This window comes from Streptomyces sp. NPDC001980, assembly GCF_040296885.1.
In the GTDB taxonomy this organism is placed as follows: Bacteria; Actinomycetota; Actinomycetes; order Streptomycetales; family Streptomycetaceae; genus Streptomyces.
This window is the reverse complement of sequence record NZ_JBEOYD010000004.1, coordinates 80,535-94,792: the sequence shown is the minus strand read 5'-3', so window position 1 is coordinate 94,792 and position 14,258 is coordinate 80,535. Positions and strand designations below refer to the sequence as shown.

The following is a 14,258-nucleotide window of genomic DNA, read 5'->3' as shown; positions in this document are numbered from 1 at the left end:
ATGCCAGATCCCGGGTCGCAACCGGGTCGCAACGGGGGCGGCCAGGTCTCGACCGGGTCGCGGCCACTGCGACCGGACCGGAACCAGGGGCCGCGTACAACCGTCGCCATGAGTCCTCTTCGAACCACCAAGACTTCTCGAACCGTCAGCGCGCCGTGGTGAGCGCCGCGGGGATCGTCGTCTCCGGACTGCGCAAGCGTTACGGGCCGGTCCCGGCCCTCGACGGCATGTCCTTCACCGTCCGTCCGGGGCGGGTGACCGGCTTTGTGGGACCGAACGGGGCCGGGAAGACCACCACCCTGCGGGTCGTTCTCGGCCTGGACGCGGTCGACGAGGGCACCGCGCTCGTCGGGGGGACGCCGTACCGCAGTCTTCGGCACCCGCTGAGGCATGTCGGCTCGCTGCTGGACGCGGCGGCGCCGCACCCCGCCCGCAGCGGGCGCAACCACCTGCTGTGGCTGGCACACTCGCAGGGCCTGACCGGGCGGCGGGTGGACCGGGTGATCGAGCTGGTCGGCCTGACCCCGGCGGCCCGGCGCAGGGCCGGCGGCTACTCGCTCGGCATGCGGCAGCGGCTCGGGATCGCCGCGGCCCTGCTGGGCGACCCGCCGGTCGTCCTGCTCGACGAGCCGTTCAACGGCATGGACCCCGACGGCGTCATCTGGCTGCGCGGCTTCCTGCGGTCGCTGGCCGCCCAGGGCCGCGCGGTGCTGGTCTCCAGCCACCTGATGAGCGAGATGCAGGACACCGCCGACCACCTCGTGGTGGCCGGGCGCGGCAGGGCCCTCGCCGACGCCGGGGTGGCCGAGCTGCTGGCGGCCGCGTCCGGGGACCGGGTGGCCCTGCGGACCACGGCCGGGACCCACGCGACGACGGTGCTCACCCGGGCCGGCGCGACCGTGGCGGTCACCGGCCGCGACACCGTGACCGTCTCCGGCCTGCCCGCGGACCGTGTCGTGGCGCTGCTCGGCGCGAACGCGGTGCCGTTCTCCGAGGTGTCGGCACACCGGGCCACCCTCGAGGACGTCTACCTGGAACTCACCCGTGACGCCGTGGAGTTCCGGGCCTCGGCGGCCACGGAGGTCCCGCGGTGACCGCCGCCGGCACGTCGTCGTCCGCCGGCCGGTGGGCCCGCTTCGTCCCCTTGGTGCGCGCGGAGTGGACCAAGTTCCGGACCGTACGCGGTTGGGTGGCCGGTCTGGTGGTGGCCGCGCTGCTGCCGGTGCTGATGGCGCTGCTCGCCGGGGTCAGCAGCGACCAGCGGGGCGCACCGCCCGTGCCGACCGGACCGGGCGGTGTACCGGTCACCGACAGCTTCTACTTCGTGCACCGGCCGCTGGCGGGAGACGGCTCCGTCTCCGTCTCCGTGTCCGCGCTGACCAGCGGCGTTCCCGCCGGTCCCCGGGACCTGGAGCCCGGCGTCGTGCCGTGGGCGAAGGCCGGACTCGTCGTCAGGGAGAGCACCCGTCAGGGCTCGCCCTATGCGGCGATCATGGTGACCCGCGGCCATGGCGTGCGGATGCAGGACGACTTCGTCAACGACACCGCTCTCCCCGGCACCGACTCCGCCGCCTCCCCCGCCTCCCCCGAGGCTGCCGCGTCCGTCCGCGGGCTGCGGCTGGACCGTGCGGGCGACACCGTCACCGGTTACGCCTCCGCCGACGGCACGCACTGGACCAAGGTGGGCACCGTGCGGCTGCGCGGGCTGGGACACACCGCGCAGGGCGGGCTGTTCGTCGCGTCCCCGCCCGCCGTGGACGGCAGGGGCACCCGCGGGAGTGTCTCCACGGCCGTCTTCGGGGACCTGCGGGTCGGGGGGCAGTGGGCCGCCGGCGACTGGACGGGGGACCAGGTGGGGGCCGGATCGCCCACCTTCGCCGGTTATCCGGCGAACACCTCGGGTTCGGTCACGGAATCCGACGGCCGTTTCACGGTGACCGGCGCGGGCGACCTGGCGCCCGCCGTCCGCGAGACCCTGCCCACCGGCGGCACCCTCGGCGATCTCCTCACCGGTACGTTCGCCGCGCTGATCGTGGTGGTCGTCGTGGGGGTGCTGTTCATCACCACGGAGTACCGCGACAACCTGATCCGCGTGACCCTGGCCGCCGGTCCGCTGCGGAGCCGCATGCTGCTGGCCAAGGCGACGGTGCTGGGCGGCGTCACCTTCGCCGCCGGGCTGACCGGATCGGCTCTCGCGATTCCGCTCGGCGAGCGGCTGGCCCGGCACAGCGGCGTGTTCGTCTTCCCGGTGACGTCCGGGACCGGACTCCGCGTGGCGCTGGGGACCGCGGCGCTGCTCGCGGCCGCCTCGGTCCTGGCCCTGTGCGTCGGCACCGTCCTGCGGCGCGGGGCCGGTGCGGTCGCGTGCGTCGTCGTGGCCGTCGTGCTGCCGTACCTGCTGATCGCCAACCCGTTCCTGCCCGCGGGCATGGCGGACCGGCTGGCCCGGGTGACCCCGGCCGCGGCCTTCGCCGTCCAGCAGACGCTCGTGCGGTACCCCCAGGTCACGAGCGTGTACACGCCGTACGACGGCTACTACCCGCTCGCCCCGTGGGCCGGGCTCGCCGTCCTGGCCGGCTACGCGGTGGCGGGGCTGGCCGCGGCGGCCCTGGTGCTGCGCCGGAGGGACGCGTGAGACCGGCCCTGCACGCGGAGTGGACGAAGCTCCGGACCGTCCGCGGCCCGCTGTGGCTGCTGCTCGCCACCGTCGTGGCGACCGTGGCCCTGAGCGCCGGCGCGGTCTCGGTGGCGGCCTGCGGGTCCGCCGGCTGCGGCGACCCGACCAGGCTGAGCCTCACCGGCGTACGGCTCGGCCAGGCACCGGTCGTCGTCCTGGCCGTCCTGGTCATGGCTGCCGAGTACGGCACCGGGATGATCGGCGGCACCCTGACGGCGATGCCGCGCCGGATCACCGTCCTCGCGGCCAAGGCCGTCACTCTGGCCGGGATCGTGGCCGCGGCCGGGACCGTCGCGGTTCTCGGGTCGCTGACCGCCGGCGGGGTCCTGCTGCCCGGGCACACCGGCACGGCGGCCACCCACGGCCGTCCGGCCCCGCCGCCGCTGTCCCCGTCGTCGTCCCTGTCGCTGTTGCCGTCCGACGGACCCACGCTGCGTGCGGCCCTCGGGTCGGTCCTCTATCTGACCCTGATCGCCCTGCTCGGCCTCGGCGTCGCCACCGTCGTACGGGACTCCGCGACCGGCATCGGGATCGTCCTCGGTCTGCTCTACCTGTTCCCTCTCCTCTCCCAGGCGATCGGCGATCCGCACGGGCAGCGCCTGCTCCAGCGGATCGGGCCGATGAGCGCCGGACTCGCCGTCCAGGCCACCACCGGCCTCCGCTCCCTGCCCATCGGCCCCTGGGCCGGCCTCGGCGTGACCGCCGGGTGGGCCGCCGCGGCGCTGCTGACGGGCGGCCTGCTGCTGTACGTGCGCGACGCCTAGCGCCCTCCACTCACCAACCACCCACCAGCCCCGTCCGAAATCCGCCAGCCCCGTCCTCCCCCGCTCCTTACTCTCGACCTTATGAAGAAGCCCGCTCGCATCGCCGACCCCCGCCTCCTCCCCGTCGCCGCAGCCGCCGTCACCGTCGTGCTCTGGGCGTCGGCCTTCGTGTCGATCCGCAGCGCAGGCGACTCCTACTCTCCCGGCGCACTCGCCCTCGGCCGGCTGCTCTCCGGGTCGCTCGTGCTCGGGCTCCTCTGTGTCGTGCGGCGCGAGGGCCTCCCTCCCAGGTCCGCCTGGCGCGGCATCGTGGTGTCCGGCCTCCTCTGGTTCGGCTTCTACAGCGTCGTGCTGAACTGGGGCGAGCAGCAGGTGGACGCCGGCACCGCCGCCCTCGTCGTGAACATCGGCCCGATCCTGATCGCCCTGCTCGGCGCCCGGCTGCTCGGCGATCCGATGCCGCCGCGGCTGCTCGCGGGGATGGCCGTGTCGTTCGCGGGCGCGGTGACCGTCGGCCTGTCGATGTCGGGCGAAGGCGGTTCCTCGGTGCTCGGCGTGGTGCTGTGCCTGCTGGCCGCCGTCGCGTACGCCGGCGGCGTCGTCGCGCAGAAGCCGGCGCTCGGCCACGCCAGCGCGCTCCAGGTGACGACGTTCGGGTGTCTGATCGGCGCCGTCCTGTGCCTGCCGTTCTCCGGGCAGCTCGTCGGCGAGACAGCCGACGCCCCGCTCTCCGCGACCCTCAACATGCTGTACCTGGGCGTGTTCCCGCTCGCCCTGGCCTTCACCACCTGGGCGTACGCGCTCGCCCGTACGACGGCCAGCCGGATGGGGGCGACCACCTACGCGGTGCCCGCGCTGGTCGTCCTGATGTCGTGGCTGGCGCTCGGTGAGGTGCCGGGTGTGCTGACGCTCGCGGGCGGGGTGCTGTGCCTGGCCGGTGTCGCGGTGTCCCGGTCGCGGGCGCGGACCTCCCGGGTCGTGGCCGCGCACGAGGCCCGGCCCGAGGAGGCCCGCAGGCCGCTGTGACGACTCCCGCGCAGAACACGCCTGTTCAGAACACGACCAGCGCCCGGCCGCCCTTCCCCGCCAGCATGTTCTCGAAGGCGACCGGGATGTCCTCCAGCGCGATCCGTTCCGTCACCAGCGCGCCCAGGTCCAGGCGGCCCGCCCGGACGTGTCCGGCGAGCAGGGGCAGGTCGCGTGCCGGGTCCGAGTTGCCGTAGACGCAGCCGGAGAGGGTGCGGCCCCAGTGAAAGAGCTCCAGGGCGTTGAAGGTGACCTGTTCGGTCTTTGCGCCGATGCCGACCACCGTCGTACGGCCGCCCCGGCGGGTGGACTCCCAGGCCGCGCGGATGCTGACCGCGCGGCCCACGCACTCCACGGCGACGTCGACGCCCTGCTTGCCGGTGAGGGAGCGGATCGCGCGGGGCGTGGTGTCGGAGGCGACGACGTAGTCGGTGGCGCCCGCCGCGCGCGCCAGGCCCTCCTTCTCCTCGGAGACGTCCACCGCGATGATCCGGGAGGCGCCCGCGATCCGGGCCGCCTGGACGGTGGCCAGGCCCACCCCGCCGACGCCGAACACCGCCACCGTCTCGCCCTCGCGGACCCGCGCCGAGTGGTGGACGGCCCCGTAACCGGTGAGGACCGCGCAGCCGAGCAGGGCGGCGTCGGTGAGCGGGATGCCGGCCGGGAGCGGGAGGACGCAGGACTCGGCGACCACGGTCTCCTCGGCGAAGGCCGCCACGTTCAGGCCGGGGTGCAGGTCGGCGCCGTCCGCCGTGCGGGCGTAGACGTCGGCGGAGCCGTTCAGCGCGTTGGCGCAGAGCCAGACCTCGCCCAGCGCGCAGGCGGGGCAGCTGCCGCAGGAGGGGGCCCAGTTGAGGACGACCGGGTCCCCGGGTGCACAACGGGTGACGCCCTCGCCCACGGCCACCACCGTGCCCGCGCCCTCGTGGCCGAGGACCGCCGGGACAGGCACGCGCATGGTGCCGTCGGAGAGGGAGAGGTCGGAGTGGCAGACACCGGCGGCGGCGAGCCGGACCCGGACCTGGCCGGGGCCGGGGTCCGGGAGTTCGATCGCGGTGACCGACAGCGGGGCGCCCACGGCGGGCAGTACGGCGGCTCGGACGGTGAAAGTCATCGCAGCGACCTCCTCAGAACTGCAGGGACTTGGTCTGGAGGTACTCGGCGAGGCCGTGCGCGCCCAGCTCGCGGCCGACGCCCGACTGCTTGTAACCGCCGAACGGGGCAAGGGGGTTGAAGCGTCCGCCGTTGATGTCGACCTGACCGGTGTCCATGCGTCGGGCGAAGGCCACCGCCTCCGCCTCGTCCCCGGCCCAGACGGCGCCCGCGAGTCCGTAGACCGTGCCGTTGGCGATGCGCAGGGCGTCGTCCTCGTCGGTGTAGCGCAGGATCGACAGGACCGGGCCGAAGATCTCCTCCTGCGCGATCGTCATCTCGGGGGTGACGTCGGCGAAGACGGTCGGGCTGACGAAGTAGCCCTGCTCGCGGGGCGATTCGGGACCGCCGGCGACCAGCCGGGCGCCCTCCGCGATGCCCTTCTCGATGTAACCCCGGACCCTGGTCTGCTGTTTGGCGCTGACGACGGGACCGATCCGCTCGCCGTACTTGGCGGCCGCAGTGGCCGCCAGCTCCACCGCCTCCTCGTACCGGTCGGCGGGCACCAGCATCCGGGTCCAGGCGCTGCACGTCTGGCCGGAGTTGGACATCACGTTGGCCACGCCGACGTTGACGGCCTTGGCGAGGTCGGCGCTCGGGAGGATGACGTTCGCGGACTTGCCGCCCAGTTCGAGGGCGACCTTCTTCACGGCGGCCCCGGCCACCGCGCCGATCTGCTTGCCGACGGCCGTGGAGCCGGTGAAGGAGACCAGGTCGACGGCCGGGTGCTCGGCGAGGGCCTGACCGGCGACCGGGCCGAGGCCGGTGACCAGGTTGAACACGCCTGCCGGGAAGCCCGCTTCGTGCACCGCCTCCGCGAACAGCTGGGCGGTGAGCGGGGTGTTCTCGGCGGGCTTCAGCACGACCGAGCAGCCCGCGGCGAGCGCCGGGGCGACCTTGGCGACGATCTGGTGCAGCGGGTAGTTCCAGGGCGTGATCGCGCCGACCACGCCCACCGGCTCCTGGTAGACGGTGGAGTTGCCGACCTTCTCCTCGAAGGGGTGAGTGGCCGCCAACTCGGCGTACGAACCCGCGACCGCGATCGGCACGCCCGCGTGGACCGCCTGGGAGAACTGAAGGGGTGAGCCCAGCTCGGCGGTGACCGTCTCGGCGATCTCGTCCTTCCGGGCCGCGAGCGCATCGCGCAGCGCGCCGAGCCGGGCGGCCCGCTCGGCCGGCGGGGTGGCGGCCCAGACCGGGAGGGCGGCACGGGCGGCGCGTACGGCCGTGTCGACGTCCAGCGCGCCGCCCGCCGGGACCCGGCCGACGACCTGCTCGTCGACCGGGTTCACGACCTCGATCACGTCCCGGCTCTCGGCGGCGCGCCAGGCGCCGTCGATGTACAGGCCGTCGTGTGCCTTCATGCTGCTTCCTCCCGGCGGGGCTGCGTCGTCCGAATCACAAACTAGCGGCGATAGTTTTAGCGCGCCAGACGTGCCCCAGGACGCACACCGGGACATGCTCCGGGACCATCAGAAGTCGACCTGGGCGTGTTCGTCCACCCTGCCCACGCTCTCCTGCCCGAAGGCCTTCTCGTAGGCCCGCCGGATCTCCTCGACCTTGCGGTCGCTGCCCTTCGCCGCCGCTTCCGGGTACAGCAGGATCAGCTCGTACGACCGCTCCTTCTCGATCGTCCCGTGCGCGTCCCGCCACTGCCCGCGCCCGTTCTGCACGGTGAGTCCGTCGGGGAAGTCCGGGGTGACCTCCTTGTCGACGAAGGCCGTGAACTGCCGGTCGGTGACGGCCGGTCCGCCGTCCGGGCGGGCGGTGCCGAAGAGCAGCCGGGTCTCGATGTACGGCTTGCCACGCGCCGGCGCGGCGGAGGGATGATCGGCGGCCAGCGCCGTGAACGCGGTCGGAGCGCCGGCGAGCAGAAGCCCCGCCACGGCGAGGGCCGACCGATTGCGGAGGGAATAAGTGCGCATGCCCCCTTCCTAGAGGGATTGCCCCGCCAAAATCCCCACTTCCCACCGGAGTTCACTCGTCCAGGTCGAGCCGCGGCGCTCCGCCCGGTCACTTCGTCGCGGTCAGGTGGGCGAAGACCACCACGTTGCTGGTGTAGCCCGTCCGCCGACTGAAGAGGCCGCCGCAGGTGATCACGCGGAGTTCGGGACGCCGGGTCGGGCCGTACACCTCCTTGTCGGGGAAGCCGACCTTGTCATAGACCTTCACCCGGTCCACGGTGTACACGGCGGTACGGCCGTCCGCGCGCCCGGCCTCGATCCGCTTGCCGGGCTCGACCTGGGCGAGCGCCGCGAAGACGGCGGGTCCCGTCCTGGTGTCACGGTGGCCGACGGCGATCGCGAGGCCGGACTCGCCCGGCGTGGCGCCGCCCTGGAACCAGCCGATCAGTTTCGGGTCGTCGACCGGCGGTGTCTCCAGCTGCCGGCCCCGGTCGAGCCGGATCCCGATGACCGGCGCGTCGACGCCCAGGAACGGGATGCGCATCGACGTCGGCCGGGACCGGGAAAGCGGGCGGGGCGGGGGCCCGGACTCGTCCGCGCCCGGGCCGGACGCCGCCTGGGCGTCCGACCCGTCCGGCGCGGTCGACCCGTCGTGCCCCCACCACCGGACCACTGTCACCAGGACGATCGCCAGCAGGGCCGTTCTGGCGAGGCGGTAGGTACGGGTCCGGTACCAGGGCCTGCGTCTGCGTCTACGCGGCGCCATGGGGGCGACGGCGGATCAGCCGGACGTACACCACGCCGCTGGCCGCGACCAGGGTGACGGCCGCGGCCGCGGCCACGGGCGAGAACGCGGCCGCCGTGTCGGCGATGCCACCGCCGCCCGCGTGCACACCGCCCTGCGGGCCGTTGTGGTCGTCACCGCCCTGCCCCCAGGACGAGTCGCTCCGCTGGTTGTCCTGGATCTGCCCGTTCGGACCGTTCTGACCGCCCTGATCGTTCGGACCGCCGTCCGGGCCGCCGTTCGGGCCGTTCTGGTCATTCGGACCGCCGTTCGGGCCGTTCTGGCCGTTCTGGTCCTGCGGCCCGTCCTGCTTGCCGTCATGGCAGTTGACCCGGAAGACCTTCTCCTTCCGGGCGCCATCCACGGTCCACGCGAGCCTGTACTGTCCGTCCGCCAGCCCCAGCGGGTCGGTGTGACCGGCGCCTCCGGCGAGCTGGATGGAGCCGGCGACGGTGGCGGCGGTGGGCAGCGGGGGCTGCGGCGTGATGGTGTAGCCGATCTGGGCGAGGATGTCGAAGTTGACGGCGTCGAGGTAGAACTTGCAGACCAGCGGGTCGTCCTTCGAGACGCCGAAGGGCACGCCCACACGGTGGAGCCTGATGTCGCCGTTCTCCCCTTGGGCCACCGCGTTCGGTGCCGCCACCCACGACGCACCCGCCGCGGCGAGGGCGGAGAGGAGGACGGTGGCGCCCGCGCGGGAGCCGGCGGCGCGTGGAAGTGTGAGCGTGGCCATGCAAGCTCCTCCGAGTTAGATGATTTTCATACAAATCGGCCTTTCGTCTGGACTGTCACTCATGCACTCCACGACCCGCGGCAGAAACGTCCGACGCGCCGTCAGATATCGCTCGTGCGGCGCAACGCCCGGCCCTTTCGCCGCGCCGACGGCATCGCACCGGCGCCCTCGCCCCGTCCCACCGCCCCCGGCGAGCGCACCGCCACCCCCGCCGACACCAGCAACAACGCGCCCAGCATCACGAACGGCGCGGCCACCCCGGTCACACCCGCCAGCAGCCCCGCCCCGGCCGGCGCGGCCACCTGGCCCAGCCGGTTGCCGGTCAGCCGCAGGGCGAGCGCCGTGGAGCGGGCGCCCTCGGGTGCGGCCTGGACGACCGTCGTCATCGACAGCGGCTGTCCGACCCCCAGGCAGAAGCCGAGTACGGCGAGCATCAGGGCCAGCGCCCACACCGGCACCGGGACCGCGATCCCCGCGCACAGCACGGCCGCCAGGAAGCAGGTCACCGTCAGCAGCACCGGCCGCCCGAGCAGCCGCAGCAGCGGTGTGAGGACGAGCCGGCAGGCGATCGTCGCCCCCGCCCGCACGCTGAGCAGCACGCCGATCACGGCCGGGGAGATGTCCCGGTGCTCGCCGACCACGGGCAGGTACGCGGTCAGGATGTCCGTCGCGGACAGCACCGAGAGGCTGATCAGCATGCCGGCGGGAACGCCCCGGGCACGCAGGATGCGGCCCACCGGCACCCGGTCCCCCGCCGCCGAACGGGACCTGACCGCCGTACGGTCCTCGATGCGCCACAGCGACGTGAACGCCACCGCCGCCCCCGCACCCGCCACCACCAGCGCGAGCGCACTCGTGCCCGCCATGTCCGGCCCGCCGATGACCGCACCCGCGGCGATCGGCCCGACCAGCTGGCCCAGCGACGCGCCGATGGTGAAGTGGCCGAAGTTGCGGTCCTGTTCGTGCGGCGCCGACTGGCGGGCCACCAGCGACTGCGCGCCGATCACGAAGCAGAGGTGGCCGAGGCCCATCACCCCGCTCCACAGGGCCATCGCCCAGAGGGAGCCGGCGACTCCGCTGAGCACGCAGCCGCCGGATATCAGTACGACGCCGACGGGCAGCAGGGGTGCGCAGCGGCCGTGGTCGGTGCGGCGGCCGAGCGGTACGGCGGCGAAGAGCGGGAGCAGCGCGTAGACACCCGCGAGGACGCCGACGGCCCGTTCGTCGGCGCCGAGGGCGAGCGCCCGGTAGGAGACTGCGGGTCGGGCCATCGACACGGCGCCCTGCGCGCAGCCGAAGGCGATGACGAGACGGAGCAGCCAGCGGCGGTTCCTGCCGGGCGCCATGGTGAAACCTCCCAGTGGTATGTCACATACTCCCCCCGCAGTGCTGTGTCACATAGTTCACCGAGTGCTATGTCACATGGCCCCGAACAGGATCCCTGCCCCGAGCACCACCACCGATGTCACCACAGCCCACTTCACGACAAACCGCGTGTGGTCGCCGAACTCGACCTTGGCCATGCCGACCAGGACGTAGACCGCGGGCACGAGCGGGCTGGACATGTGCAGCGGCTGGCCGACGATCGAGGCGCGGGCGATCTCCACCGCGGAGACGCCGTGCGCCTGGCCGGCCTCGGCGAGCACCGGGAGGATGCCGAAGTAGAAGCCGTCGTTCGACATGAAGTACGTGAGCGGGATGCTCAGCACGCCGGTGACGAGGGCCATGTGCGGCCCCATGCCGTCGGGGATGTTGCCGACGAGCCAGTCGGCCATGTGGTCGACCATGCCGGTGCCCTGGAGGACGCCGGTGAAGACGGCGGCGGCGAAGACCATGCCGGAGACGTTGAGGACGTTCTCGGCGTGCGCGGCGATCCGGGCCTTCTGGGCGGGCATCTGGGGGTAGTTGACGGTCAGGGCCAGGGCCGCGCCGAGCAGGAACAGCACCGGGATCGGCAGCCACTCCATGATCATGGCGGTGAGCAGGGCGACCGTGAGCAGCGCGTTGAACCAGTACAGCCTGGGCCGCAGGGTCTCGCGGTGCGGGTCGAGGCCCTGGAAGCCGTCGTCCTCGGGCTCGTCGGGAAGGTCCGCGCCGCCGGTGCCGGAGCCCGGACCGCCGGTGCGGGAGGTGGCCTTGCCCGCGCCCACGAGAACCGTCTCCGGCTCCTCGACCAGCACCTCGACCAGCGTGAGCACGCCGAGCCGTTTGCGTTCGCGGCGGCCGAGGACGTAGGAGAGGGCGAAGACGAAGAGCAGGCCCGTGGCCAGCGCGGGGATCATCGGCACGAAGATGTCGCTCGCGTCCAGCTTGAGCGCGGTCGCGGCGCGGGCGGTGGGGCCGCCCCAGGGCAGGGTGTTCATCACGCCGTTGGCCATCGCGGCGACCCCGGTCATCACGACCATGCTCATCTTCAGGCGCTTGTACAGCGGGTACATCGCCGAGACGGTGATCATGAACGTGGTGGAGCCGTCGCCGTCGAGCGAGACGATCGCGGCGAGCAGGGCCGTACCGACGACGATCCGCAGCGGGTCGGCCTTGCAGAACCGCAGGATCCCCTTGACGACGGGGTCGAAGAGGCCGACGTCGATCATCACGCCGAAGTAGACGATCGCGAACATGAGCATCGCCGCGGTGGGCGCGAGGCTGGTGACGCCGTCGATGACGTAGTCGCCGAGGTGGGCGCCCTTGCCGACGGCCACGCAGAACAGCGCGGGGATCAGCACGAGCGCCGCGATCGGCGACATCTTCTTCAGCATGATCAGGACCAGGAAGGTCGCGATCATGGCGAAGCCGAGGATGGTCAGCATGAGTGGATTACCTAACGTTCGCCCTTGAACTCCCACCAGGGCCGGCGGTGCGGACGACGTTAGGTCGCGTCAAACATCGTTAACAAGACGTTGACGCGCGAGCAATAAGCGCGAAAGTCCAGGTCACGGGGTTGCGGTCACCTCGATGGGGATGCCGTTGAGGACGGCGTTGCCGGACAGCGGGTCGAGCAGGCTGCCGTCGAGGAGCTGGTTGACGTTGACGCCGGGGGCGGTGGCGGCGTGGCTGAGGCGGGTGCCGGGGCGGTCGTGGCCCCAGCCGTGCGGGAGGCTGACGACTCCGGGCCGGACGCCGTCGGTGACCTCGGCGGGGGTGACCACCTCGCCGCCGGCGCCCTTGACGCGGACGTCGGCACCGTCGCGCACGCCGAGCCGTTCGGCGTCCTCGGGGTGGATGTGCAGGGTGCAGCGGTTGGAGCCGCCGGTGAGGGCGGGCACGTTGTGCATCCAGCTGTTGTTGGAACGCAGGTGCCGGCGGCCGACGAGGACGAGTGCCGCGGGGCTGGTGTCGAGGGCCGCGCGCAGCCGGGGCAGGTCGTCGGCGATCGGCCGCGGCAGCAGTTCGACCTTGCCGCTCCTGGTCTTCAGCGGCTGCGGGAGGCGGGACGTGAGGGGTCCGAGGTCGATGCCGTGCGGCTGGGCGAGCAGCCGCTCCAGGGTGAGCCCGTCGGGCCGGGCGCCGAAGCCGTCGCCGTAGGGGCCGAGGCGCAGCATCAGGTCGAGCCGGCGCTCGGGACCGGTCTCGCCGGTGAGCAGGCCGGCGAGTTCCTGCGGGTCCCGGCCGTGCACGGGCGAGTGGGGCTCCTTGACCGCCTTCCCCAGGGTCTGGCCGATGACCATGTCGTCCACGGCGGAGGGTTCGGCGCCGTGCATGCCGCCGGCCGCGAGGATCAGCCGGGCGTGGATCTCGGTCTCGGCCATCCGGCCGGGCTCCAGCGGGACGGCGGGGCGGGTGTAGCGGACCTGGTTGCGTACGGCGAGGGTGTTGAAGGCGAAGTCGTGGTGCGGGCTCTGCGAGGGCGGCGGCGGGGGCAGTACGACGTCGGCGTGGCGGGCGGTCTCGTTGAGGTAGGGGTCGACGCTGACCATGAAGTCGAGGGAGTCCAGGGCCTTGTCGAGGCGGTCGCCGTCCGGGGCGGAGAGGACGGGGTTGGTGGCGATGGCGATCAGCGCCCGGATCGGCTCGCCCTCCGCCGTCGCGGTGTCGATCTCCTCGGCGAGCGCGGAGAGCGGCAACTCGCCCTTCGCCTCGGGGTGCTGACTGACCCGGGAGTGCCAGCGCCCGAGCGCGAAGCCCCGGCCCGGACCGGCCGGGCGCGGGGTCCGGTCGGTGGCGGCCTGTGGGAAGAGCGCGCCGCCGGGCCGGTCGAGGTTGCCGGTGAGGATGTTGAGGACGTCGACGAGCCAGCTGGCGAGGGTGCCGTGCGGGACGGTGCAGCTGCCGATCCGGCCGTATACGGCGGCGGTGGGGGCGGCGGCGAGTTCGCGGGCGAGGACGCGGATCGTGGCGGCGTCGACGTCCGTGGCGTGGGCGACCGCGTCCGGGGTGAAGTCCCCCAGTTCGGCGCGGAGTTCGCCGAGTCCCTCGACATGCGGGGCGAGGTGGCCCGGATCCACCAGGCCCTCCTCGAAGAGGACTTGGGCCATCGCGGCGAGCAACAGGGCGTCGGCGCCGGGCCGGATGGCGATGTGCCGGTCGGCCAGCTTGGCGGTGCGCGTGCGGCGCGGGTCGATGACGGTGAGGGTGCCGCCGCGGGCCTTGAGCGCCTTGAGCTTGCCGGGGAAGTCGGGGGCGGTGCACAGACTCCCGTTGGACTCCAGGGGGTTGGCGCCGATGAGGAGGAGGTGGTCGGTGTGGTCCAGGTCGGGCACCGGTATGGCGTTGGCGTCGCCGAAGAGCAGTCCGCTGGAGACGTGCTTGGGCATCTGGTCGACCGTGGACGCGGTGAAGACGCTGCGGGTGCCGAGGGCGCCGACCAGGACCTGCGGGTAGAGGCCGCCGGCCACGGTGTGGACGTTGGGGTTGCCGAGGACGATGCCGACGGAGTCCGGGCCGTACCGCTCGACGACCCCCCGCACCCCGGCGGCCACCGCGTCGAAGGCCTCCGCCCAGGTGGCCTCGCGCAGCTCGCCGTCCCTGCGGACGAGGGGGGTGCGCAGCCGGTCGGCATCGCCGTCGACGGCGCCGAAGGAGGCGCCCTTCGGGCAGATGAACCCCTTGCTGAAGACGTCCTCGCGGTCACCGCGGGCTCCGGTGACGCGGGTGCCCTCGACGGTGAGGGTCAGGCCGCAGGTGGCCTCGCACAGGGGGCAGATACGGAGGGCGGTGCGGGGCATGGGGGCCTCCCGGAAGTCACGGAACTCGAGCTGAGCATACCGATCGGTATGTC

At 73.2% G+C, this 14,258-nt stretch carries 12 protein-coding genes; 4 read left to right on the top strand and 8 right to left on the bottom strand.

The window, feature by feature from the left end; translation table 11 throughout:
• The first annotated feature begins 158 nt into the window (after positions 1-158).
• The 4 genes from ABT137_RS07245 to ABT137_RS07230 all read left to right on the top strand — a co-directional run bounded on the left by ABT137_RS07245 (position 159) and on the right by ABT137_RS07230 (position 4,467).
• Positions 159-1,094: an ABC transporter ATP-binding protein gene (locus tag ABT137_RS07245; RefSeq protein WP_351703862.1), complete on the top strand. Its 936-nt coding sequence runs from the start codon at positions 159-161 to the stop codon at positions 1,092-1,094.
• Positions 1,091-2,635, top strand: a complete 1,545-nt coding sequence (locus ABT137_RS07240; protein WP_351703859.1) for a DUF1349 domain-containing protein — start codon at positions 1,091-1,093, stop codon at positions 2,633-2,635. Before ABT137_RS07245 ends, ABT137_RS07240 begins: the two co-directional genes overlap by 4 nt.
• Positions 2,632-3,441, top strand: coding sequence for an ABC transporter permease (locus ABT137_RS07235; protein ID WP_351703857.1), 810 nt, complete (start codon positions 2,632-2,634; stop codon positions 3,439-3,441). The genes ABT137_RS07240 and ABT137_RS07235 overlap by 4 nt, the downstream gene beginning before the upstream one ends.
• An 81-nt stretch (positions 3,442-3,522) precedes the next feature.
• A complete protein-coding gene (locus ABT137_RS07230) occupies positions 3,523-4,467 on the top strand; it encodes a DMT family transporter (protein ID WP_351703855.1) in 945 nt (314 codons plus the stop codon).
• Between the two features lie 25 nt (positions 4,468-4,492).
• Here the strand turns inward: ABT137_RS07230 and ABT137_RS07225 are convergent, their stop codons facing one another.
• The 8 genes from ABT137_RS07225 to ABT137_RS07190 form a co-directional block, all read right to left on the bottom strand.
• Positions 4,493-5,581, bottom strand: a complete 1,089-nt coding sequence (locus ABT137_RS07225; RefSeq protein WP_351703853.1) for a Zn-dependent alcohol dehydrogenase — start codon at positions 5,579-5,581, stop codon at positions 4,493-4,495.
• Positions 5,582-5,594: 13 nt separating this feature from the next.
• Positions 5,595-6,983 carry an aldehyde dehydrogenase family protein gene (locus tag ABT137_RS07220; protein WP_351703851.1) on the bottom strand — a complete coding sequence of 463 codons (1,389 nt, stop codon included), beginning with the start codon at positions 6,981-6,983 and terminating at the stop codon, positions 5,595-5,597.
• 108 nt (positions 6,984-7,091) lie between these two features.
• The gene (locus ABT137_RS07215; protein ID WP_351703848.1) at positions 7,092-7,544 is read right to left on the bottom strand and encodes a DUF3574 domain-containing protein; all 453 of its coding nucleotides are present in this window, start codon (positions 7,542-7,544) and stop codon (positions 7,092-7,094) included.
• Positions 7,545-7,632: 88 nt separating this feature from the next.
• Complete coding sequence (locus ABT137_RS07210) at positions 7,633-8,289, bottom strand: class F sortase (RefSeq protein WP_351703845.1); 657 nt, start codon at positions 8,287-8,289, stop codon at positions 7,633-7,635.
• Positions 8,276-9,040: a hypothetical protein gene (locus ABT137_RS07205; protein ID WP_351703842.1), complete on the bottom strand. Its 765-nt coding sequence runs from the start codon at positions 9,038-9,040 to the stop codon at positions 8,276-8,278. Before ABT137_RS07205 ends, ABT137_RS07210 begins: the two co-directional genes overlap by 14 nt.
• Before the next feature lie 101 nt (positions 9,041-9,141).
• Entirely contained in the window at positions 9,142-10,386 is a 1,245-nt protein-coding gene (locus tag ABT137_RS07200; protein WP_351703839.1) for an MFS transporter, read from the bottom strand.
• Positions 10,387-10,458: 72 nt separating this feature from the next.
• Positions 10,459-11,850: a CitMHS family transporter gene (locus tag ABT137_RS07195; RefSeq protein ID WP_351703836.1), complete on the bottom strand. Its 1,392-nt coding sequence runs from the start codon at positions 11,848-11,850 to the stop codon at positions 10,459-10,461.
• 123 nt (positions 11,851-11,973) lie between these two features.
• Positions 11,974-14,205 (bottom strand): molybdopterin oxidoreductase family protein, encoded by a 2,232-nt coding sequence (locus tag ABT137_RS07190; RefSeq protein WP_351703834.1) that lies wholly within the window; start codon positions 14,203-14,205, stop codon positions 11,974-11,976.
• Positions 14,206-14,258: the final 53 nt, after the last annotated feature.

Excerpts from the sequence above, each read along its gene's own strand:
- ABT137_RS07230 (WP_351703855.1), top strand. The coding sequence starts at position 3,523 with ATGAAGAAGCCCGCTCGCATCGCCGACCCCCGCCTCCTCCCCGTCGCC.
- ABT137_RS07225 (WP_351703853.1), bottom strand. The coding sequence starts at position 5,581 with ATGACTTTCACCGTCCGAGCCGCCGTACTGCCCGCCGTGGGCGCCCCG.
- ABT137_RS07220 (WP_351703851.1), bottom strand. The coding sequence starts at position 6,983 with ATGAAGGCACACGACGGCCTGTACATCGACGGCGCCTGGCGCGCCGCC.
- ABT137_RS07215 (WP_351703848.1), bottom strand. The coding sequence starts at position 7,544 with ATGCGCACTTATTCCCTCCGCAATCGGTCGGCCCTCGCCGTGGCGGGG.
- ABT137_RS07210 (WP_351703845.1), bottom strand. The coding sequence starts at position 8,289 with ATGGCGCCGCGTAGACGCAGACGCAGGCCCTGGTACCGGACCCGTACC.
- ABT137_RS07205 (WP_351703842.1), bottom strand. The coding sequence starts at position 9,040 with ATGGCCACGCTCACACTTCCACGCGCCGCCGGCTCCCGCGCGGGCGCC.
- ABT137_RS07200 (WP_351703839.1), bottom strand. The coding sequence starts at position 10,386 with ATGGCGCCCGGCAGGAACCGCCGCTGGCTGCTCCGTCTCGTCATCGCC.
- ABT137_RS07195 (WP_351703836.1), bottom strand. The coding sequence starts at position 11,850 with ATGCTGACCATCCTCGGCTTCGCCATGATCGCGACCTTCCTGGTCCTG.
- ABT137_RS07190 (WP_351703834.1), bottom strand. The coding sequence starts at position 14,205 with ATGCCCCGCACCGCCCTCCGTATCTGCCCCCTGTGCGAGGCCACCTGC.